At 71.0% G+C, this 20,334-nt stretch carries 23 protein-coding genes; 21 read left to right on the top strand and 2 right to left on the bottom strand.

Translation table 11 applies throughout. The annotated features are described in order from the left end of the window. Positions 1 to 221: 221 nt before the first annotated feature. From ACXJMZ_RS26840 to ACXJMZ_RS26740, 21 genes are all read left to right on the top strand, one after another. On the top strand, positions 222 to 629 hold the full coding sequence (locus tag ACXJMZ_RS26840) for a hypothetical protein (RefSeq protein WP_457032611.1): 408 nt from the start codon (positions 222 to 224) through the stop codon (positions 627 to 629). A 120-nt stretch (positions 630 to 749) separates the two neighbouring features. Continuing rightward, on the top strand, positions 750 to 1,331 hold the full coding sequence (locus ACXJMZ_RS26835) for a phage tail tube protein (RefSeq protein WP_457032610.1): 582 nt from the start codon (positions 750 to 752) through the stop codon (positions 1,329 to 1,331). Next, positions 1,331 to 1,621 (top strand): hypothetical protein, encoded by a 291-nt coding sequence (locus ACXJMZ_RS26830; RefSeq protein ID WP_457032609.1) that lies wholly within the window; start codon positions 1,331 to 1,333, stop codon positions 1,619 to 1,621. The genes ACXJMZ_RS26835 and ACXJMZ_RS26830 overlap by 1 nt, the downstream gene beginning before the upstream one ends. 65 nt (positions 1,622 to 1,686) lie before the next feature. Then, positions 1,687 to 2,040, top strand: coding sequence for a hypothetical protein (locus ACXJMZ_RS26825; protein WP_457032608.1), 354 nt, complete (start codon positions 1,687 to 1,689; stop codon positions 2,038 to 2,040). A gap of 17 nt (positions 2,041 to 2,057) precedes the next feature. Continuing rightward, entirely contained in the window at positions 2,058 to 2,795 is a 738-nt protein-coding gene (locus ACXJMZ_RS26820) for a hypothetical protein (protein WP_457032607.1), read from the top strand. Positions 2,796 to 2,855: 60 nt separating this feature from the next. Further along, positions 2,856 to 3,986, top strand: a complete 1,131-nt coding sequence (locus ACXJMZ_RS26815; RefSeq protein WP_457032606.1) for a phage tail protein — start codon at positions 2,856 to 2,858, stop codon at positions 3,984 to 3,986. Between the two features lie 46 nt (positions 3,987 to 4,032). Beyond that, positions 4,033 to 4,878 carry a hypothetical protein gene (locus tag ACXJMZ_RS26810; RefSeq protein ID WP_457032605.1) on the top strand — a complete coding sequence of 282 codons (846 nt, stop codon included), beginning with the start codon at positions 4,033 to 4,035 and terminating at the stop codon, positions 4,876 to 4,878. Positions 4,879 to 4,925: 47 nt separating this feature from the next. Continuing rightward, positions 4,926 to 5,750 (top strand): hypothetical protein, encoded by an 825-nt coding sequence (locus ACXJMZ_RS26805; RefSeq protein WP_457032604.1) that lies wholly within the window; start codon positions 4,926 to 4,928, stop codon positions 5,748 to 5,750. Further along, positions 5,737 to 8,130, top strand: a complete 2,394-nt coding sequence (locus tag ACXJMZ_RS26800; protein WP_457032603.1) for a hypothetical protein — start codon at positions 5,737 to 5,739, stop codon at positions 8,128 to 8,130. The genes ACXJMZ_RS26805 and ACXJMZ_RS26800 overlap by 14 nt, the downstream gene beginning before the upstream one ends. 42 nt (positions 8,131 to 8,172) lie before the next feature. Further along, a complete protein-coding gene (locus ACXJMZ_RS26795) occupies positions 8,173 to 8,439 on the top strand; it encodes a hypothetical protein (RefSeq protein ID WP_457032602.1) in 267 nt (88 codons plus the stop codon). Continuing rightward, complete coding sequence (locus tag ACXJMZ_RS26790) at positions 8,436 to 9,104, top strand: hypothetical protein (protein WP_457032601.1); 669 nt, start codon at positions 8,436 to 8,438, stop codon at positions 9,102 to 9,104. Before ACXJMZ_RS26795 ends, ACXJMZ_RS26790 begins: the two co-directional genes overlap by 4 nt. A gap of 98 nt (positions 9,105 to 9,202) precedes the next feature. Next, on the top strand, positions 9,203 to 9,439 hold the full coding sequence (locus ACXJMZ_RS26785; protein WP_457032600.1) for a hypothetical protein: 237 nt from the start codon (positions 9,203 to 9,205) through the stop codon (positions 9,437 to 9,439). Next, the gene (locus ACXJMZ_RS26780) at positions 9,436 to 9,777 is read left to right on the top strand and encodes a hypothetical protein (RefSeq protein WP_457032599.1); all 342 of its coding nucleotides are present in this window, start codon (positions 9,436 to 9,438) and stop codon (positions 9,775 to 9,777) included. The genes ACXJMZ_RS26785 and ACXJMZ_RS26780 overlap by 4 nt, the downstream gene beginning before the upstream one ends. A 36-nt stretch (positions 9,778 to 9,813) precedes the next feature. Beyond that, on the top strand, positions 9,814 to 11,721 hold the full coding sequence (locus ACXJMZ_RS26775) for a peptidoglycan-binding protein (RefSeq protein ID WP_457032598.1): 1,908 nt from the start codon (positions 9,814 to 9,816) through the stop codon (positions 11,719 to 11,721). A 148-nt stretch (positions 11,722 to 11,869) separates the two neighbouring features. Next, a complete protein-coding gene (locus ACXJMZ_RS26770; RefSeq protein ID WP_457032597.1) occupies positions 11,870 to 13,063 on the top strand; it encodes an MFS transporter in 1,194 nt (397 codons plus the stop codon). Between the two features lie 3 nt (positions 13,064 to 13,066). After that, positions 13,067 to 14,260, top strand: coding sequence for an acetoin utilization protein AcuC (locus ACXJMZ_RS26765; RefSeq protein WP_457032596.1), 1,194 nt, complete (start codon positions 13,067 to 13,069; stop codon positions 14,258 to 14,260). Next, positions 14,257 to 15,084: a phosphatase gene (locus ACXJMZ_RS26760; RefSeq protein WP_457032595.1), complete on the top strand. Its 828-nt coding sequence runs from the start codon at positions 14,257 to 14,259 to the stop codon at positions 15,082 to 15,084. The genes ACXJMZ_RS26765 and ACXJMZ_RS26760 overlap by 4 nt, the downstream gene beginning before the upstream one ends. Before the next feature lie 117 nt (positions 15,085 to 15,201). Continuing rightward, positions 15,202 to 15,411 (top strand): helix-turn-helix domain-containing protein, encoded by a 210-nt coding sequence (locus ACXJMZ_RS26755; protein ID WP_057231645.1) that lies wholly within the window; start codon positions 15,202 to 15,204, stop codon positions 15,409 to 15,411. A gap of 104 nt (positions 15,412 to 15,515) precedes the next feature. Then, entirely contained in the window at positions 15,516 to 15,632 is a 117-nt protein-coding gene (locus tag ACXJMZ_RS26750; protein ID WP_449797774.1) for a 30S ribosomal protein bS22, read from the top strand. Between the two features lie 140 nt (positions 15,633 to 15,772). Further along, positions 15,773 to 16,804 carry an NAD-dependent epimerase/dehydratase family protein gene (locus ACXJMZ_RS26745; protein ID WP_457032594.1) on the top strand — a complete coding sequence of 344 codons (1,032 nt, stop codon included), beginning with the start codon at positions 15,773 to 15,775 and terminating at the stop codon, positions 16,802 to 16,804. A gap of 7 nt (positions 16,805 to 16,811) precedes the next feature. Next, entirely contained in the window at positions 16,812 to 17,816 is a 1,005-nt protein-coding gene (locus ACXJMZ_RS26740; RefSeq protein ID WP_457032593.1) for a lysophospholipid acyltransferase family protein, read from the top strand. 71 nt (positions 17,817 to 17,887) lie between these two features. Here the strand turns inward: ACXJMZ_RS26740 and ACXJMZ_RS26735 are convergent, their stop codons facing one another. Further along, a complete protein-coding gene (locus tag ACXJMZ_RS26735) occupies positions 17,888 to 19,093 on the bottom strand; it encodes a DUF5667 domain-containing protein (RefSeq protein WP_457032592.1) in 1,206 nt (401 codons plus the stop codon). A gap of 259 nt (positions 19,094 to 19,352) precedes the next feature. After that, on the bottom strand, positions 19,353 to 20,180 hold the full coding sequence (locus ACXJMZ_RS26730) for an ECF subfamily RNA polymerase sigma factor, BldN family (protein ID WP_457032591.1): 828 nt from the start codon (positions 20,178 to 20,180) through the stop codon (positions 19,353 to 19,355). Positions 20,181 to 20,334: the final 154 nt, after the last annotated feature.

Raw genomic sequence — 20,334 nt, 5'->3', positions numbered from 1 at the left:
TTCCCCCAATAAGTTGCGATCGCGCGCGCAATGCGTCACAGTTGGAGCAGCGGCGGAGCTGTGCCCCGAGAAACGGGGCGCGGCCCGCCGCTTCGCGTAGGGCGGCCGTACCCGTCGGGTGTACGCCCTCCCTCCTCCCTCCCGCACTGAGGCCGCCGACACCTCGGCAGGTCCGGCTGCCCTGCGCACCACCCCTGGCCCCGTCAGAAAGGAGCAGCACCATGCCCGATCCGCTGCTGGCGCTCCCCGACGTCGAACGACTGATCGTCGACGTCCTGCGCAACCGCACCGAGCTGGCGACCGCCACCGTCGACAACAAGCCGCCCGCCGGCTTCGACGGCACCCAGGCCGTCGTCCTGGTCTCCCGGACCGGCGGGGTCTGGATCGACGACCAGCACCTCGACCTCCCGCTGGTCGACCTGGAGGTCTACGGACCGACCAAGACCGCCGCCCACGCACTGATGCAGCTGGCCCGCGCGGCCGTCTTCCAGCTGCGCGGCACGGTCTACGGCGGTGCGGTGGTCACCGACTTCCAGGAGACGGACGGCCCGCGCTGGCTGCCCGACTACAACCGGCCGACCGGCAACCGGTACCGCAACACGGTCCGGCTGACGCTCCGTCCGGTCTGACCGGACCCGCTCCGGTCGACCCCCTGATCAGGCCCTTCGCGCTCCGCGAGGGGCCTTCGTCGTATCCGCCGCCGGGCGGGCACGGCATTTCCTTTCGTCTCAGCTCAAGAGGAGAACACCATGGCAGGCACCAACGCCTCCGAGATCCGCGTCGCAGGCACCGGCCGCATCCTGGTCGCCCCGACCGGCACGCTCGCGCCGGTCGACACCACCGTGGCCTGGGCCGCCGGCTGGAAGGACCTGGGCTACACCACCACCGACGGCATCAAGTTCGCCAAGAAGGACAAGATCGACCCGGTCAAGACCTGGCAGTCCTCCAGCACCGCCCGGCTGATCTACGGCGACCGCGACCTCACCCTCAAGTTCCAGCTGCTGCAGATGAACGAGGACACCCTGCCGTTCTTCCTCGGCGGCGATGCCACCACCGAGACCGCCGTGGGCTCGGGCATCTACAAGTACGACCTGGCGTCGGCCCCCAAGGCCAACGAGAAGGCCCTCGGCATCGAGTTCACCGACGGCTCGGCGATCACCTACCGCTTCGTCATCCCGCGCGGCCAGGTGACCGACACCGAGGACCTGGGCCTGACCCGGACCGCCGCCATCAAGCTCGGCGTCACCTTCACCGCCCTGTCGGCGGACGACCCCCCCCCCCCCCCCCCCCCCCCCCCGCCCCTTTTCCACCCCCTGATTGGAGTCCCCTGATGGCTACCTTCTCCGTGAACGCGGCCCGGGCCCAGCGCCTCGAAGCGCTCGGCAAGGCCTGGACCTTCGAGCTCGACGACGACCTGTTCGAGCTCCCCACCGAACTCGCCCGCAGCACCGCCCGCAAGCTCGCCAAGCTCGACGACAACGACGTCGACGGCCTGCTCCGACTCCTGCTCGGCGAGGCGCAGTTCGAGCGCTTCGACCGCCACGAGATCACCATGCAGGACGTCGCCGCGATCCTCGAGGCGTACGGCAAGGAGACGGGTCTCGGCCTGGGGGAAGCCTGAGCCTCGGCGAGTTCGTCGACGAACACGCCGAGGCCCTCGAAGCCGACCTGCTCCGGCACTACGGCGTGGACCTCCTCGACTGGCACCGCGACCGGCTCTCCTCCCGCCGGCTCGCGGTGCTGATCAAGCACCTCCCACGCGACAGTGCCCTCACCCGCGAACTCCACGGCGACGCCGCCGACTGGTCCACCACGGACTACCTGCTCGCCAACGTGGTCGACCACCTGGCCGTCGCCAACTGGATGTTCGCCACCATCAACCGCGACGAAGAGGCAGAGCCCCTCGACCCCCCGGAGCCTGTGACCCGCCCGGGCGGCGCGACCGGCGAGGAGCCGGGCGAGGTCGCGATCCACCAAGAGGCCGTGCCCGAGGTCTCGGCCTCGACGCTCGCGCTGTTCTTCGGCGCGGGAGTCCAGTAACTGCGATTGGAGCAACGATGGCTGGTACTGGTGGTCCCGAGCCGGTATTGAGGTACTGGACCAGGGACGATGCCGACGTCTACAAGAAGAAGCTCAATGCGATCAGCACGACGGTCAATGGGCTGAGCGGGTCGGTCGATTTTCTGAAGGTGGCCCTGGGTGGGCTCAGCGTGGCAGTCACGGCCGCCTCGTTCGGTGTCACCGTAGCCAAATTTGACTACACCTTCTGGAAGTTCGACGAGAAGGGTGTCACGTATCGCGGAAAGCCCGTACACACGTGGAGTTGGGTCGACGCGGCGAAGTGGGAAAAAGAACGACGTGACTGGCTGAACTGGCGGGCGACCAAGGCGGAGCCGGAGATCAAGGAATTGAACTCCAAGCTCCGATCTCTGGTTGCGGAGGCCAAGCGCCAGGAGGCGCATATCGGCAGGGCAAATGCCGCAAAGGCGCGCAAGTCAGACCCGGCAGATATTCAGCGTATCGAGAACAGGGTCAAGGACCACGCCGCCAAGCTGAAGGCCACCCTGGCGGAGGCCGACAAGGTCCAGGCGAAGCTCGACCGGAAGCTCAAGACCGCCAAGCATGAGCGCCTCGATGCCAAAGTCGTCAAGAAGAAGGACGACGCAAAGGACAAGGCCGTCAAGGATCAGGCCAAGAACGTCGAGGAGATTCGAACCGGCCTGAAGAACCTCGACGGCGACATGAAGCGGCTGAATGAGACCTCGAAGAAGCTCCAGAGTGCCCTGGGAGGGTGACGTCTGCCTTCAGGGGGTTGGTCATTCCACGGATCCGGAAAGAAAGGGGTCAGGTATCTCATGAGTCTCAAGCTCGCAATTGATGGAGTCGCCGCCAGTGCCAGGCGTTTCGGTGCCGACATGCGGCAGGCCAACTCGGCCATGGGGCAGCTCAAGTCGGGTGCCGCCCAGGCGGAGGGTTCGATCGCCGGCACCGGAAAGGCGATGGCAGCCACCGGTAAGGCGGGGGCCACCACCGGTGGGCTGATGGGCAGGTTCAAGTCCGGGCTGGATCTCGCCACCGGCGGGATGAAGGGCCTGAACACCGCGATGAAGGGCAACCTGATCGGCCTGCTGCTGATGCTGCTGGCCCCGCTCATCGCGAAGATCGTCGACATGGCGATGCAGTCCAAGACCATGCAGAAGATCATGGACACCGCCTTCAAGGTGATCGGCCAGGTCATCGACACGGTGATGAAGGCGATCGGCCCGATCATGAAGCAGACCGGCGACATCATCGCCAAGGTCTGGGGCAGCGTCCAGACGGCCATCGCCACGGTGGTGGACTGGATCTGGACCGCGATCAAGTGGTACTTCAACGCCTACAAGACCGTGATCACCACCGTGCTGGACATCGTCCTCGGCGTGGTCATCGGGGCGTGGAACGGGATCCGGGGCGCGATCTCCGGGGTGCTGGACTGGATCAAGAGCGCCACCACCGGGGCGTTCAACACCGTCAAGGACGCGCTGAGCAGCGCCTGGGGTGCGCTCTCGGGGATCGCGGAGAGCGCGTTCAACGCCGTGCTGTCCGCCGTGAAGACGCCGCTGAACGCGGTGATCGGGCTGGTCAACAGGGCGATCAACTCGATCAACGGGATCCGGATCGACATCCCCGACTGGGTGCCGGGCATCGGTGGCAAGGGCTTCGGGGTCAACATCCCGACCATCCCGATGCTGGCCAACGGCGGCGTCATCGCGCCGTCCGCCGGCGGCACCCTCGCGCTGATCGGTGAGGGCGGGCAGCACGAGGCGGTCATCCCGCTGGACCGGCTGGACAAGATGCTCAGCTCGGGCGGTGCCTCCCCGGCGGCGGTCAACCGCCTTGCGGCGGCCGTCGAGTCGCTCGCGCTGCGGCCGGTGCTGATCCAGGTGGATTCCCAGACCATCGCCCGGGCGGCGATGGACGGGCAGCGCCAGCTCGTCCGCCGCTGACGGCCGGCAACCAGAACTCACCACCTACTGAGAGGAGTTGTGGCTCATGCCGCACAACCTGTGGATCGGCCGCCCCGGTTCGCTCCGGGAGATCGACCAGGCCGCGAAGAGTTGGGACCGCAGCGCCGACCTCGGGGTGACCGAGTTCCGGTCGCTGAGCGGGCGGGCCACGGTGGTGTACGCGCCGAGGTCGGTCCGCCGGCTGAAGCTGAGCTGGGAGTCGTTGGACCAGGGGACGGCCGCCTATCTGGACCGGCTGGTCCGCCGGGTGGACGGCAACGGGCCGCTGGTGGTGCTGGATCCGGTGGTGGCGAATCTGCTGACGGCGGATCAGTCGGCGGGCCGGGCGCTGTCCAGGGTCGCGGCCGGGGCCGATCCGGCCAGGCCGGGGCAGTGGTACCCGGTCAACGGGCTGCTGGTGGAGTCGGTCAACGTCCCTGGGGCGTACGCGTTCCAGGCCACGGTGGCCACCGCGACGGTGAGTTGGAAGCACCCCAACTGGCCGGGGCTGCCGGTGGTGCCGGGGATGGCGGTGACGTTCGCGTTGCCGACCGCGTTCCCGGCGGCCACCTCGGTGGCGCAGGTGAAGTTCCTCAACTCGGCCGGTAACGACCTCGGTTCGGGGGCGCTGAGCAGTCCGGGCCGGACCGTCAACGGCACGGTGCCGGTCGGAGCGGTGTACGCGGTGCCGTTCGGGACGCCGGGTGCGGTCGGCAACCACGCGCTGGCCGGGGCCTGCTTCACGGTCGGCGGTGACTGGGCGTCGGAGGAGCAGCCGGGTGAGGGATACCCGGCGATGGCGGTGATCGGCTACGCGGACACCCCGGCGGCCAAGCTGCCCTACCGCAACATCTCGATTGATCTGCTGGAAGCGGCGAGCACCGCCGGTTGATCCCGAACGAAGCAGAACTCGCCATCTACTGAGAGGAGTTGTGCCATATGCCGCACAACCTGTGGATCGGTCGGCCCGGTTCGCTCCGGGAGATCGACCAGGCCGCGAAGAGCTGGGACCGCAGCGCCGACCTCGGTGCGACCGAGTCCCGGGCGGCGAGCGGACGGGCCACCGTGGTCTACAAGCCGAGGCCGGTCCGCCGGCTGAAGCTGAGCTGGGAATCGCTGGACCAGCGCACCGCCGTGTACCTGGACCGGTTGGCCCGCCGGGTGGACGGCGCCGGGCCGTTCGTGGTGATCGACCCGGCGGCGGTGAACCTGCTGGACGCCGCCCAGGCGGCGGGCCGGGACTGGCCCGGCAGCGGGGGGAAGGTGAACTGGTTCGGCCACGGGCCGGCCAGCACGCTGGTGGAGTCCGGTACGGCGCCGGGCACGTTCGCCCTCCAGGCCGGCGCGGTGGACAGCGGCGTCGGCTGGCGGCACTCGTACTGGGCGAACATCCCGGTGGCGCCCGGCATGACGGTGTCGTTCCGGAGCCCGACCGCCTTCCCGCTCACCGGCGTCACTCAGCTGGACTTCAAGGACGCCACCGGGACCTACCTCAGTACGGCCACCGGCGCCGCGGGCCAGGTCACTGCCGTCACGCCGACGGGCACCGCCTACGTCACCCCGGTGGCCAAGCCGGGCGCGGTCGGCAGCTACTCGCTGGCCGGCGCCTGCCTCACCATCGGCGGCGACTGGCCGGACCCGACGCTGCCCGGTGACGGCTGCCCGGCGATGGCGGTGACCGGCTACTCGGACACCCCGGCGGCCAAGCTGCCGTACCGCAACATCTCGATCGACTTCCTGGAGGTGGCAAGTGCAGCAGGATGACGCGGTCCTCGAGGCCGCCCTCGCGGTGGGCGAACGTTCCTACCAGAACACCACCCGGCTCGGTGGTGTCGATCTGTCCGCCCAGATACAGGCATGGAAGGTGGACAGGGCTTACACCACCGACCTCCCGCAGGCGATGCGGGCCTTCTCGGGCAGTTCCTCGGCCCAGCTGGACCTGGAGCTGGCCGGGACCGGCGGGGTGTCCGCGCCCGCGCTCTATTCGCCGTGGTCCGGCCGGATCACGGGTGACGTGGTCCGGCCGGGCCAGTCGGTGGTCCAGCTGAGCGGCCTCGGTGCCGGCGTCCAACTTCCGGTCTTTCGGGGCACAGTGCGCAACCGCAGTGCCGACTCCGGTACCGACACGGTGCGGATCAGCGCGCTGGACGGTGCGGAGCGGCTGCGCGGACCGGCCCTGTTGCCGAAGCCCTACGTCGGCTTCAGTGCCAACTCCCGCCAGCCGGTGGCCAGCGCCACCTGGTGCGTCGACGAGCTGCTGCGGCAGGCCGGCATCCTGACCTGTCCGCCCGCCCGTGCTCCCGACTACCAGACGGGTAAGCCCTACACGCTGCTGCACGCCTCACTGCACGGCGGGGTGACGCCCGGCATCGGCACCCTGGAGGTGGTCCCGGACGCCAGGCACTACCGCTGGAGCCGGTCGGCGGCGCCGTACGAGATGGCCCTGGTGCCAACCCAGCCAGGGGTGCAGATCGGCTGGATGCCGCGCTCCAGGGTGCTGTTCCCCGGCCCGGGGACACTCCTGGAGGCCACCTTCAACTCGCTTGCCGGAGCCGGGAACAAGGCGGTCTTCAAGCTGTACCTGGACCGGCTGGGGAAGGACTTCGGGCTACTGAAGTTCTCGGTCGACTTCGCCGCCGGAACGCTGGAGTTCTGGTCCGGCACCATGAAGGAGTCGGGTGTCGAGGAAGGGGTGGCCCAGAGCTGGTCCTTCCCCGCCCTGGCACAGCGGCGCGGGGTCTGGCAGCTCGGCCTCCTGATCGACAGCGCCTGGTCGCTGATGAGCGAGTACGACGCCAACGGGGACTGGATCAGCAACGAGATCATGGCCATTCCGTTCCTGCGGGGCGAGGATGGCACTGTCCTGCAGGGGAACTTCGCCGAACTCGGCGGCCTCGGAAAGCAGTTGGCCTCTGAGCTGTACCGGGTCGATCTGGTGACGGATGTCGCCACCGAGGGCGTCCAGCTGACCAAGGGCTACAACCTGCAGTCGCCGATCGCGGCAGACTTCAAGCAGAGCTGGACCAGGGGCGCCACACTGGACGAGGTCACCCTTCCGCTCTACAACATCCCGGCGGTCTCCGGCAGCCAGTGGGAGGTGATCTCGCAGATCGCCAAGGCGGCCATCGGCACCGCCGAGTTCGACGAGAGCGGCATCTTCAGGTGGCGCAACCACACCCGGTTCAGCAGCCGCCCGACCACCGCCCAGCGGACCGTGACGACACTGCGGGAGATCGCCTCGCTGACCGTGTCGGAGGAGATCGACGCCTGCCGCAACTACTGCGTCCAGCCGTACCAGGACTGGTCCAAGGTGGATGTGGTGGTCGGCGAGACTTATGCCGACGCCGAGGTGCGCAGCATTCCTCCGCAGGGCCGGGTGGAGATCGCCTACTCGGTGGGGGAGGGCGACTTCGACATCTTCGCCCCGCTGGTCGACGACGACGTCCTGGCGGCGGGCGGGTCGGCGCTGCGGTTCGCGCCGACCTCGCCCCCCTCTGTGGTGGCACCGGCGGTCAAGGGCCGGGTGGAGACCCGGATCCAGCGGGACGGCGGCACGGTCTACCTCACCCTGGAGAGCTGGTCCCCGAACACGGTCTACACCGTGAACCGCGACGGCTCGCCCTCGGTGCGGCTGGTCACCTACAAACCCTCGGCCGATCCGGTGGTGCGCACGGTGGTGGCCCAGAGCGTGGCCAGCCAGGCCAAGTACGGCCGGCAGCAGTACAGCGCGGAGGGCTCGGACTGGGTGCAGGACCAGCGCACCGCATCCGATCTCGCCAAGGCCCTGCTGAATGCCGGTATCTACCCGGTGCCGGTGTTCGGCGGGGTCGACGTCCTCTACGACCCGACGCTTCAACTGGGCGACGTGGTCCGGGTGGTGGATACCGCCGGAGCCGCGCTCGACACCATGGCCTGGGTGGTCGGCATGAGCGTGGAGGCCGGCCGCGACGGTGCGGTCCGGCAGACCTTGACGCTGCGCGGTACCGACTACAACTCGGTGCCGCTGGACGCTCCGGGCGCCGACCAGCCGGTGGACCCGGCGGCCTGGAACACCCGTACCTACGCCCAGGTGGCCGGAAGCTATCCGACCCTCGCGGCCCTCACCGCCTCCGGGCGCAGTTACCAGGGCCTGCATTCGAGCTGACGTCCCGACCGGGACCGACTCTTCGTCAGATTGGAGCACACCATGAGCGAACCCACCACGGTGGAACTCAGCGCCGTCCAACTCCAGCAGCTCGCCGACTCGGTGGCCGAGCAGCTGGCCGGCCTGCTGATCCGCCGCGATCCGGCCCAGCTGCCGGTCGGCGGCCTGGTCAGCACGCTCGGCCAGTGGGTCACCCCGCCGCAGGGCGCCGTGGCGGTCGCGACCGCACCGGACTTCCCGGAGCTTCCTCCGGTGGACCCGGGTTCGGTCCCGGCAGAGGCCGTGCAGGACGGGGGTGCGGCGGCATGAGCAAGCTGACCCCGATGAGCCGGCTGCCCTACCCGGAGGCCACCGACCCGGCCGACCTTCCCAAGCACCTGCAGAGTCTCGCCACCGAGCTGGACTCCCGCACCGTGCTCCGGTTCGACGACAGTGCCTCGCGAGACCTGGCGATCACGCAGCCGGTGACCGGCATGGTGGCCCACGTCAAGAATCGCGGCCACACCACCTACGACGGAACCGCCTGGGTGCCGTTGTTCGACCAGCCGCTCGCCATCTACCTGCAGACCACCGCGCAGAGCATCCCCAGCGGTGGGACCTCGCAGCTCAACTGGCCTGCCCCGCAGTTCGACACCCACGGCGGGTACAAGTCGGCCACCCCGACCCGCTACACGCCGGTGATGTCCGGGCACTACCTGGTAACCGCCCAGATCTCGTTCAGCGTGAACGCCAACGGCGGCCGGGTGGTGAACCTCATGAAGAACGGCACGGCCGGCTTCGGCCAGGCCGCGCACGCGGCCATCCCGGGCACCGCGTACAACACCACGGTGGTCGCCACCGGGCTGATCTACCTGAACGGTGTCGGCGACTACATCGAGATCCAGGTGGCGCAGAACTCCGGCAGCACCATCGCCACGGTGGCCCCCGGCGCGGACTCCTCCACCAAGCTCACCGTGCTGCGGGTCCACAGCTGACCCCGCGCCACTCACCCCACTGAAGCCCTGCTCCTGGCCCAACGGCCAGGAGCAGGGCTTCAGTTCGTTCCCCTCCCGTAGGTCCGTAAGGAGCACCCATGTCCGACTCCACCCGCCGTACCCTGCGCACCACGGTGCAGACCCTGCTCGGGCTGCTCGCCGCCGTCCCCCTGCTGGTGGACAGCGGCAGCCTGCCCGCCACCCTGCCCGGCCTCGCCCTGGCGGTCACCGTCTCCAGCACCGTCACCCGGCTGATGGCGCTGCCCGGCGTCGAGCAGTTCCTGCCGTCCTGGCTGCGCCGGGAGACCGCCGACGCGCCGTCGGGCGAGCGGTGACCGCTGACGTCCTGGGGACGGCCGCCCTCGAGCCCGTCGTGGTCTGGTGCGGCGCACTCACCGCCGTCACCGCGGCGACCGGCATGCTCTGGCGGCTCGGCCGGGTGGTCCGTCAGATCGCCCACCGGGTAGAGGAGTTCAGTGAGGACTGGCAGGGCACCGAATCCCGCCCCGGCGTCCCCGGGAGGGAGGGCGTGATGACCCGGCTGGACGGCATCGAGCGACGGCTCACCGCTGTCGAGCACGAACTCCGTCCGAACAGCGGCTCCTCGATGCGCGACGCGATCGACCGGGTGGACCGCCGCACGCTCCGGATCTCCCCCGACGCGGAGGCGTGAACTCCCTTACCCATCCATCGAATTCAGGAGGCATCCATGCAGTTCGTCCCGCGCGCCCAGTGGGGCGCCACTCCGCCCAGGGGTGACTGGCGGTACGTCGACGGCACCCGCGGCGTCAAGATCCACTACGAGGGCACCGCCGTCCCGTCCGACCTCACCCAGCACCACGACCGCTGCGCCGGCCGGGTCCGCGCCATCCAGGCCGCGCACCTGGCCGACCGGAACGAGGGCTGGATCGACATCGCGTACTGCGTCGATGACCAGACCCAGGCGCTCACTCCGTCCGGCTGGAAGAGCTACCAGGAGCTCAGCGCCGGAGACGTTCTGCTCACGCTGAACCACGCCACGGGGGAGGCCGAGTGGCAACCCGCACAGGGCATCCACGTCTTTCCCGCCAAGCCTCGCGAACTCATCTCGATGGAGGGGCGCTCGCACTCCTCGTTGACCACACCCGAGCACAGGTGGCCGGTGGAGTACTACTACCGCCGGACCGGGACCACCAGGGTCAAGAACCCGGACGGGACCTGGGCCGACATCGGAGGTCGTTCGCCGAGGAAGGTGCGTGGGTACGAGCGGGTGTTCGCCACCTCCGAGACCCTGACGGACAAGCACCGGATCACGGTCGCCGCACCGGTTGCCAACCTTCCTGTCGAGGCGGTCCACAGCGATGAGTTCGTCGAACTGGTCGCTTGGTTCTGGACAGAGGGCAACATCGCGAAGAGCCGGGGCAAGCTGACCACCGGCGTGACGATCTATCAGTCCCATGTTGCGAACCCTCGGCTGGTTGCAAGGATCGAACAGACGCTACGGAAGCTCTACGGCGCTCCGGTGCCCCAGCTGGACCGGCGTGGTGACACGCTGCCGCGCTGGCGGATGTACGAGAACGGCCACAAGACGGAATTCCGGCTGAACCACATCGCGGGCCGGTCGCTGTTGGACGTGGCAACGGCTCCGGACAAGGTCGTCCGCGCCGACTTCGTCACCCAGTTGACCCGGGAGCAGCTGGAGCTCTTCGTGGATGTGTCCGTTCTTGCGGACGGCTCGGTCGCGGGACGGGGCGGCACGGTCACCCAGAAGGTGCGGGGCAGGCTGGAGGCACTGCAAATCGCCTGTGCACTGCTCGGCTGGCCTGCCGGCATCCATCCGGCGCACTACCGGGGCCAGGAGCGATGGTCTCTGCACTTCAGCCGGTCCGAGCGGGCGACACGGTTCTTCCCTGTCGCGGCACACAGTCGCGGGCATCGGTTCGCCATCAGCAGGGTCAGCCACGATGGTCCGGTCTGGTGCCCGACCACCCCCAACAGCACGTGGCTGGCCCGCCGGAACGGGACAGTCTACTACACCGGGAACACGGCGGTCGTCTGCCCGCACGGCCACGTCTTCGAGGGACGGGGCGCCCACCACCAGACCGGCGCCAATGGCGGGGCCTCGCTCAACCGCGACCACTACGCGGTCTGCGCGATGGTCGGCGACTCCGGGCTGACCGAGCCCACCGAGGCGATGCTGCACGGCCTGCGGGACGCGGTCGAGTGGCTCCAGCGCGACGGCGGCGCGGGCCCGGAGATCAAGGGGCACCGGGACGGCTACGCCACCAGCTGCCCGGGCGGCCCGCTCTACCGCTGGGTCCAGGCCGGCGCACCCCGCCCCGGCGGGCAGCCCGCCGTACCGCCGCCCGCCGTCCCGTCACCCGCGCCCCGGCCCTCCACCGGGCCGGACTGGCCGGGGGAGTACCTCAGGCTCCAGTCCCCGATGCTGCACGGCGAGAACGTCCGCCGCTGGCAGCAGCGGATGCGCGAACGCGGCTGGCCGATCGACGTGGACGGCTGGTTCGGCCCGGCCTCGGCCGAGGTGGCCCGCCGCTTCCAGGCCGAGAAGGGGCTCAGTAGTGACGGTGTGGTCGGCCCCGCCACCTGGGCCGCGAGTTGGAACAGCCCGGTGACCTGAGCCGGGCTCAGCCGGGGACCGGTCCGCCCGGGCCGGTCCCCGGCAACGATTCGGTCCGACCCCTCCCGCAAACACGATCGAACGCCTACGCTCACGGCTCAACATCTCCGTACCGGCCGGTAGCGCCGACAGTGAGCGAGGCCGAGCCATGCCCGAGCAGCAGGTGGACGCGCGGTTGCGCCGGTCGCGGGCGGCGGTGGCGGTGAGCTTCGTGCTCCAGGGCGTCACCTTCGCGCTGCTGGTGACCTGCATACCCGAGATCCAGCGCCGGTACGGGCTGAGCGACGGGCTGCTGCCGGTCTTCCTGGCGGCGGTGCCGATCCTGGCAGGCGTCGGTTCGGTCGCCTCCGAGTCGGTGGCCGGGCGGGTCGGGGCCAAGGTGGTGCTGCGGGTGGTGCAGCCCGCCGTGTGCGTCAGCCTGGCACTGGTCGGTCTTGGCGGCGAACTGTGGGAACTCGCCATCGCCCTGGGCCTGTTCGGCCTGCTGGTCGGTGCACTCGACGCGAGTATGAACATGCTCGGGGTCGGCCTCCAGCGCCGGTACGGCCGGAGCATCATGCTCGGCTTCCACGCCGCCTTCAGCCTCGGCGGCATCCTCGGCGCCGCGCTCGCCGGGCTCGGCTCGCACTACGACCTCGACCTGCCGGTGCTGTTCGGCGGTGCGGCCGCCCTGCTGATCCCGCTCGCGCTGGTGGTCGGCACCCGCTTCCCAGGCCCGGCCGAACTCGGCGACGCCGTACGGGAGGCAGCCGCCGCCGCAGCCGCCCGGATCCCCTGGCGTCCGCTGCTGCCGCTGTGCGCGGCGATGGCCTTCGCGTACATCGCCGACGCCTCGGTCTCCAACTACAGCGTCAAGTACCTGACCGACGTGCTGGGCAGCCCGGAGGACCTGGCCAAGCTCTCCTACCTCGGCTACATGGTGGCGATGCTGCTCGGCAGGATGGTCGGCGACCGGGCGGTGGAGCGCTGGGGCGCGGTCCCGGTGGTGCGCGGCGGGGCGGCGCTGGCCGCGCTCGGCTTCGCGCTGGCCGCCGCCGCGCCGGGCGAGTGGGCCGGGGTGGCCGCGTTCACCGTGCTGGGCTTCGGCATCTGCGCGATCATCCCGCAGGTCTTCGCGGCCGGCGGCCGGCTCTACCCGGAGGCGTCGGACGCGGCGGTGGCCCGGCTCAACCTGTTCAACTACGTCGGCTTCCTGCTCGGCTCGCCGCTGGTCGGCGCCCTCGCCGAGGCGAGCTCGTTCCGGCTGGCGCTGCTGGCCCCGATGGTGCTGATCCTGGCGATCCTCCCGTTGGCCCGGCACTTCGGTACTTCGGCGGGGAGCCGGCAGCCCGCTACCGTGTGACCCATGCCCGAGAACTGCAGCGGCCTGCACCTGTACTGGGACGAGGCCGTCACCTCGTACGACTTCGGGGCGGGGCACCCGATGGACCCGACCAGGCTGGCGCTGACCATGCGGCTGGTGGAGGCGTTCGGCCTGACCACCGCACCGGGGGTGACCGTCCGCTCCGCCCCGCCGGCCGGGGAGTCGACGCTGCGGCTGGTGCACACCGCCGGGTACGTGGACGCGGTCCGCCGGGTCGCCGCCCACCCGGAGCACAGCGACCTCGCGCACGGCCTGGGCACCGCCGACACCTGGACGTTCGCCGCCCAGCACACCGCCTCCGCACTGATCGCCGGTCAGTCGGTGGCCGGCGCCGAGGCGGTCTGGCGCGGCGGGGAGGTCCGGCACGCCGTCAACTTCGCCGGTGGCCTGCACCACGCGATGCCGGACCGGGCGGCGGGCTTCTGCGTCTACAACGACCCCGCGCTGGCGATCGCCCGGCTGCTGGAGCTCGGCGCCGAGCGGGTCGCGTACGTGGACGTGGACGTGCACCACGGGGACGGCGTGCAGGCGGCGTTCTGGAACGACCCCCGGGTGCTCACCGTCTCGCTGCACGAGAGCCCGGCCACCCTGTTCCCCAACGAGACCGGCTGGGCCACCGAGACCGGCGGCCCGGACGCGCCGGGCACCGCCGCCAACCTGCCGCTGCCCGCCGGCACCGGCGACGCGGGCTGGCTGCGCGCCTTCCACGCCCTGGTGCCCGAGCTGCTCTCCGCGTTCCGCCCCCAGGTGATCGTCAGTCAGCACGGCGCCGACACCCACCTGGCCGATCCGTTGGCCCACCTGACGGTCAGTCTGGACGCCCAGCGGCTGGTCGCCGAGGCGATCCACCAGCTGGCCCACCACTACGCGGACGGCCGCTGGCTGGCGCTCGGCGGCGGCGGGTACGCGGTGGTGGACGTGGTCCCGGTTGCCTGGACCCACCTGGTGGCCGTCGCCGCCGGGCACCCGATCGACCCGGCCACCGAGCTCCCCGCCGAGTGGCGGGCCGAGGCCGAGCGGCTGACCGGCCGCCCCGGCCCGGCCCGGATGACCGACGGCGGCACCCCGCACTGGCGGGACTTCCACGACCACGGCTACGACCCCGGCGACCGGCTTGACCAGGCCATCCTGGCCGCCCGCCGGGCCGTCCTCCCGCACCACGGACTGCTGCCGTGACCCGGGCCGAGCTCACCCGGGCCGAACTGGTCGCGCACCTGCTCAGGCACCGGCTGGCAGGCCCGGCCGTCCCGACACTCCGGCAGAACAACCTGCGGCACTACCGCCTGTTCGGCCAGGCCGACCCGGCGGCCCTGATGGGCCTGGACCCGGAGCGCCGCTGGGGACCCGGCGCGGTGCTCGACCTGATGGCCGAACGGGTCGGTGTGCACCCCGACTTCAGCTACGGCCAAGGGCCGGACACCATCGACCCCGAGCGCACCGTGGACGCCCTGGAGCGCCTCGCAAGGCTGCTGGCCGCCACCGCCCGCCGCCGGGGCACCGTGCTCGCCGGGACCGGGCACCCGACCAAGCTGGCGGGCTTCCACGGCGCACTGGCCCGGGCCCTGGAGCGCTCGGGCTGCGCCCTGCGTACGCCCGCGCGCGGCACCCGGTTCCGCGAGCCCACCCCGGCCGGGCAGCGGAGCTGCGTGCTGGACGCCGTCGGCCCGGTCCTGGTGGTCCGCTCCGCCGACAGCGCGGGCGAGCTGCTGCACACCCACTCGCCGCAGCCCGTCCGGCTGGCGCTGGCCGCGCTCACCGAGGCCGGGCATCCGCTGCCCGACCTGGTGCTGGGCGACCACGGCTGGCTCTGCGGGGCGGGCCGGCTGGGCATCCCGGCCGGTGGCCTGGCCGACTCCAACGACGTGGCGCCGTTCGTCGCCGAGGCCGAGGGCACCGTGACGGTGGCCGTTCCGGTGGACGACGGTGCGCACCCGGACTGCTACAGAGCGCTGAGCGACTACGTACTGCAACGGGCGGATCTCGCACCGTACAAGGACTGAGCTTCTCCCTCTTCCCACTGGTACCACCCTTAACTACTCTGGGGATACACGTGTGCCGGTGGAGTCACCGAAGGGGAAGTCGGTGCCTTGCACACGGGTAAGGGTCGGGTGAGGGTCATGAGTTCCGGCGAACGCCCATTGCAGGAGGTCGTCTTCCTGACCGTGGCAGAGGTTGCCTCGGTCATGCGGGTGTCCAAGATGACGGTGTACCGGCTGGTACACAGTGGAGAGCTGCCCGCGATCAGGGTCGGCCGCTCCTTCCGAGTCCCCGAGCAGGCCGTCCACGAGTACCTCAGGGAGTCCTACGTGCGCCTCGAGAGCGCGTAGAGCTGGGGCCTCTTCGGAGCACGATTACGGCTTAACCGCAGCGACGGGTAGGCTAGGCCCTCCGTCAGTCGTATGGACTCCGTCTCTCACGGACGTGAGTCTCAGTGAGCGAGGGTAGTTCCGTGGGCTCTGTCATCAAGAAGCGTCGCAAGCGTATGGCCAAGAAGAAGCACCGCAAGCTTCTGAAGCGCACTCGCGTTCAGCGTCGTAACAAGAAGTAGGCACCCACGGCCGCGCCCTGCGCGCCAGGTGTGCAGACAGCGCCCGTTCCGGTTCAGGCCGGGGCGGGCGCTGTCGTTTGCCCGGATCGAAGCCCGGCGCGATACGGTGCGTGCAGGGCTTTCGAGAGGGGTGCGGCGCAGTGGGCAAGGTCGTGCTCGTCACCGGCGTCGCCCGGCACCTCGGGGCCAGGTTCGCGGCCCGGCTGGCCGGCCGCCCCGGCATCGACCGGGTGGTCGGCGTGGACAGCCGGGAGCCGTGGGGCGGGATGGCCGCCGACGGCGTCGAGTACGTCCGGGTCGACCTGCGCCGACCCGCCGTCGCCCGGGTGATCGCCGAGTACGACGTGGACACCGTGGTGCACCTGGACGTCAGTGCCGGGATGCAGGGTGGCCGGGCCACCGCCAAGGAGACCAACGTCATCGGCACCATGCAGCTGCTCGGGGCCTGCCAGAAGGCACCGGGCTTGCGCCGACTGGTCGTCAAGTCCACCACTGCCGTGTACGGCTCCGCCCCGCGCGACCCGGCGGTGTTCGGCGAGCGGATGCCGCCCAAGGCCCTGCCGCGCAGCGGCTTCGGCAAGGACGCCACCGAGGTCGAGGGGTACGTCCGCGGCTTCGCCAGGCGCCGGCCCGACGTGGCGGTCACCGTGCTGCGGTTCGCCAACATCGTCGGCCCGGCCGGGGACACCCCGCTCTGCGACTACTTCGCGCTGCCGGTGCTGCCCACCGTGCTCGGCCGCGATCCCCGGTTGCAGTTCGTGCACGAGGACGACGCCGTCGCGCTCCTGCACCTGGCGGCCACCGAGCCGAGGCCCGGCACCTACAACGTGGCCGGGGACGGCGTGCTGCTGCTCTCCCAGTGCGCCCGCCGGCTCGGCCGTCCCACCGTCCCGCTGCTCGGGCCCGCGCTGGGCCTGGCCGCCGGTCTGGCCCGGCGGACCGGCCTCGCCGACATATCGCCCGAACAGCTCCAACTGCTCAGCCACGGGCGGGTGGTGGACACCACCGAGCTGCGCGAGGGCTTCGGCTGGACGCCGACCATGACCACCCCCGAGGCGTTCGCCGACTTCGCCGCCGCCCAGTCCGGCGGGCTGCTGCCGCCCGAGCGGCTGGCCGCGGCCGCCGACCGGCTGGCGGGTCTGCTGACCCGTCAGAACCCTCCGAGGAGCTGAGGCCGAGATGACCGCTGCGAGGGACGCCGAGCCGGCGAAGGTGATCCCGATCGAGTCCGCACCTAGCTGGCAGCCGGAGCCGTCCGGGCCGGGCCTGTCGGACCGGATCGCCGACGCGGTCGGCGGCGCGCTGGCCGGGCCGCTCGGCTCGGCCGCCACCCGGGCGCTCGGCAAGGGCTGGGAGGACCGGGCCGCCAACGGCCTGTCCTTCCTGCGGCGGCGGATCACCGGCGACTACGAGGTGGACGAGTTCGGCTTCGACCGGGAGCTCACCGAGGAGGTGCTGCTCTCGATGCTCCGCCCGCTGGCGGAGAAGTACTTCCGGGTCGAGGTCCGGGGCATCGAGAACATCCCGGCCGAGGGCGGGGTGCTGATCGTCGCCAACCACTCCGGCACCGTCCCGCTGGACGCGCTGATGACCCAGATCGCCATCCACGACCACCACCCCCGGCAGCGGCACCTGCGGATGCTCGCGGCCGACCTGGTCTTCGTGCTGCCGGTGGTCGGCGAGCTGGCCCGGAAGGCCGGGCACACGCTGGCCTGCAGCGAGGACGCCGCCGCGCTGCTGGAGCGCGGCGAGGTGGTCGGGGTCTGGCCGGAGGGCTTCAAGGGCATCGGCAAGCCGTTCGCCGAGCGGTACAAGCTCCAGCGCTTCGGCCGGGGCGGCTTCGTGGCCTCCGCGCTGCGGGCCGGGGTGCCGATCGTGCCGTGCTCGATCGTCGGCGCCGAGGAGACCTACCCGATGATCGGCAACGCCCGGACGCTGGCCCGGGCGCTCGGGCTGCCGTACCTGCCGATCACGCCGACCTTCCCCTGGCTCGGACCGCTCGGCGCGATCCCGCTGCCGACCAAGTGGACCATCCAGTTCGGCGAGCCGATCCCGACCGACAGCTACCCGCCGGAGGCGGCGGACGACCCGATGCTGGTCTTCGATCTGACCGACCAGGTCAGGGAGACCATCCAGCACACGCTGTACAAGCTGCTGGTGCAGCGGCGGTCGGTCTTCTTCTAGACATGCCTCAGGGGGGCCTGGGCAGCTGCCCAGGCGGCCTGGGCAGCTGCCCAGGCCCCCCTGACGTGCACTCAGCCCAGCGAGATCTCCGGCAGCAGGCCCGGGATCAGCGCCGGAATGCGCAGCTCCTGGGTCGGCGGCTGGTCCTGCGGGGCGTCTGCGGCGGCCGGCGCGGGTGCGTCGGCGGCCAGCTCGGGCGAACCGGCGGCCGGGGAGGCCGCACCGCCACCGGTGACGCCCGGCAGCAGCTTGTCGAGCAGACCGGGGCTGGCCTTGCTGCTCGGCGTGGTCGCGCCCGGTCCGGTGCCGGAGTTGGGCCGGCCCGGGTCGGTACGCGGCTGGGTCGCGCTGCCGGCACCGGTGGCCGGGGAGGCCGCGGTACCGCCGGGGGACTGCGGAGCGCTGCCGCCGGGTGCGGCCGGGGAGTGGCCCTTGGCTGCCGACGGGGCCAGCTGGAGCGGGGCGACGTCCTCGGTCATCTCGTCGAAGAGCTCGTTCACCTTGCTGGCCTGGCCGCTGAGTTGGGTCGGCAGCTGGCCCTTGACGGCCGCCCACCGGTCGTCCTCGCCGTCGGTGAAGCCGGCCAGCCGGCGCATCGGGTCGAGCGACCCGTTGCTCCGGTAGACCGAGCGGAGCAGCTCCCGGCCCTTGACCGCCTCGGCGTGCATGTCGTCCAGCGCGCGGCGGACCTGCTCCACCGTGGCCGGGCTCAACGTCGCGCCGGTGTCCGCCCGGCCGAGCAGGCCCTGGGCCTCCTCCAGCCGGGTGGAGGCCTGGTCCAGCAGCAGGGCGCCGACCTCGGAGTCGGATCCTGCCCAGCTGAGCCGGAGGTCCTCGAGCCCGCGCTTCATGCCGTAGAGGGTGTCACCCGGAAGGGCGTTGGAGCTGGCGGCGGCCGCACCGGCGAAGCTGCCGACCGCCACGCCGGCCACCAGGCCGCCGATCGCCAGCCGCCGGCCCCAGCGCATCCGCGCCCCGGACCGGAGCGCCCGGTGCCTGCGCTGCTGCGGCACCTTCGCGGCTGGGCTGCCCGTCCAGTCGCGCTCGAACGCGGCCATCAGCTGGGCGCGTTGGAGCGTCCTGGCCTCGGTGCTGAGCTCGGGCTCGGGCAGTGCGCCGAGCGCGTCCGCCATGGTCAGCAGCTCCGCCATCGCGGTGGAGCCCCCGGGCCGACTGCTGCCGGGTCTCCGGTCCCCTTGGTGGGGCTCTACGTGGTGGGCCTCCAGCGCCTCGGCGAAGGCCCTCGCCCGCCGGTGCTCCAGCATGTTTGCCGTCACGGGCCACACCTCCCTTCGTCGTTGTGGACTCCCCGGCCTGCCGGACGGTTGCCTCGGCGGGCCAAAACCACTCCATCGGGTGAGCGTGGTCGATCCTGCTTGACCGACGGCCCGGCGGGGGCTTGCAGGTTGGCCAACGAGCAGGGCCGGGCGTCGGTTACGCACGGCCCCTCTTCCGCATTAAGCAGAGCATGTGACCGCTCGTTCACCCGCCCGGGGAAGCCAGGCAGTTGATATGACGCATCGTCAGCTATTGAGCTCACCGGGCGTCGGGGGGCAGCAGTCGGGCCAGGGTGCGGACCGCGCGGTACTGGAGGGTCTTGATGGCACCCTCGTTCTTGCCCATGATTCTGGCCGTCTCGGCCACCGAAAGCCCCTGCAGGAAGCGGAGCGTGACGCACTCCTGCTGCTGCGGATTGAGCCGTCGCACCGCGTCCAGCAGGGCGGCGTTGGAGAGTGACTCCAGCACCGAGTCCTCGGGGCTGCGCTCGCACTCGTTGGAGTCGAGCATCTCGCCGGTGGTGACCTCCAGGCGGAACCGGCTGGACTTGAAGTGGTCCGCCACCAGGTTGCGCGCGATGGTCACCAGCCAGGCGCCGAAGTCCCGGCCCTGCCAGGTGAAGGTGCCGATCCGGCGCAGCGCGCGCAGGAAGGTCTCGCTGGTCAGGTCCTCGGCGGTGGCCCGCCCGCCGACCCGGTAGTAGATGTACCGGTAGACGGTGTCCGAGTAGTGGTCGTAGAGCCGGCCGAAGGCCTCGCTCTCACCGGCCTGGGCCCGCTCGACCAACTCCATGATCGGGTTGTGCTCGGACTCGAGCCCCGGCGTGGGTGTGGTTCTGGCCCTGCTCCGGGAGCCGGGCCCGGTGCCCGCGCCGACCCGGCTGCGGGTGCCGGTGCCGCCGGTGGTGGTCGAGGAGCGGAGCGCTACCCCGCCCGCCGACGGGACACCGGCCAGCGCCGGTTGGGGCACGTACAGCTCGAACTCGCGGATCGCGGACCGGAGTCGGTCGAGGTGTGTACCGCGGCGCAGGTTGGTGGGCGACGGGCGGGAGGAGGCAGGCGCGTCGTTCCGGACGGGTGGGTACACGGGACTCCCAGAGGCAGAACTGTGGACGGATCACCTCCGCCTGCGCGGAGAGCACACTCCGACTGACCCCTCGTCAACGGGGACGTGTGGGTGGCGTGCATCCAGGAGAGAATAACGCTTTGTGCAATGACAGCTACACCCTGTGGCCGAAGTG

It is taken from the genome of Kitasatospora sp. P5_F3, assembly GCF_054049135.1.
This window is presented reverse-complemented; position numbering and strand designations above follow the sequence as displayed.

What these genes read in the sequence shown, in the direction of transcription:
- ACXJMZ_RS26840 (WP_457032611.1), top strand. Translation starts at nt 222, where the DNA reads ATGCCCGATCCGCTGCTGGCGCTCCCCGACGTCGAACGACTGATCGTC.
- ACXJMZ_RS26835 (WP_457032610.1), top strand. Translation starts at nt 750, where the DNA reads ATGGCAGGCACCAACGCCTCCGAGATCCGCGTCGCAGGCACCGGCCGC.
- ACXJMZ_RS26830 (WP_457032609.1), top strand. Translation starts at nt 1,331, where the DNA reads ATGGCTACCTTCTCCGTGAACGCGGCCCGGGCCCAGCGCCTCGAAGCG.
- ACXJMZ_RS26820 (WP_457032607.1), top strand. Translation starts at nt 2,058, where the DNA reads ATGGCTGGTACTGGTGGTCCCGAGCCGGTATTGAGGTACTGGACCAGG.
- ACXJMZ_RS26815 (WP_457032606.1), top strand. Translation starts at nt 2,856, where the DNA reads ATGAGTCTCAAGCTCGCAATTGATGGAGTCGCCGCCAGTGCCAGGCGT.
- ACXJMZ_RS26810 (WP_457032605.1), top strand. Translation starts at nt 4,033, where the DNA reads ATGCCGCACAACCTGTGGATCGGCCGCCCCGGTTCGCTCCGGGAGATC.
- ACXJMZ_RS26805 (WP_457032604.1), top strand. Translation starts at nt 4,926, where the DNA reads ATGCCGCACAACCTGTGGATCGGTCGGCCCGGTTCGCTCCGGGAGATC.
- ACXJMZ_RS26795 (WP_457032602.1), top strand. Translation starts at nt 8,173, where the DNA reads ATGAGCGAACCCACCACGGTGGAACTCAGCGCCGTCCAACTCCAGCAG.
- ACXJMZ_RS26790 (WP_457032601.1), top strand. Translation starts at nt 8,436, where the DNA reads ATGAGCAAGCTGACCCCGATGAGCCGGCTGCCCTACCCGGAGGCCACC.
- ACXJMZ_RS26785 (WP_457032600.1), top strand. Translation starts at nt 9,203, where the DNA reads ATGTCCGACTCCACCCGCCGTACCCTGCGCACCACGGTGCAGACCCTG.
- ACXJMZ_RS26775 (WP_457032598.1), top strand. Translation starts at nt 9,814, where the DNA reads ATGCAGTTCGTCCCGCGCGCCCAGTGGGGCGCCACTCCGCCCAGGGGT.
- ACXJMZ_RS26770 (WP_457032597.1), top strand. Translation starts at nt 11,870, where the DNA reads ATGCCCGAGCAGCAGGTGGACGCGCGGTTGCGCCGGTCGCGGGCGGCG.
- ACXJMZ_RS26765 (WP_457032596.1), top strand. Translation starts at nt 13,067, where the DNA reads ATGCCCGAGAACTGCAGCGGCCTGCACCTGTACTGGGACGAGGCCGTC.
- ACXJMZ_RS26755 (WP_057231645.1), top strand. Translation starts at nt 15,202, where the DNA reads ATGAGTTCCGGCGAACGCCCATTGCAGGAGGTCGTCTTCCTGACCGTG.
- ACXJMZ_RS26740 (WP_457032593.1), top strand. Translation starts at nt 16,812, where the DNA reads ATGACCGCTGCGAGGGACGCCGAGCCGGCGAAGGTGATCCCGATCGAG.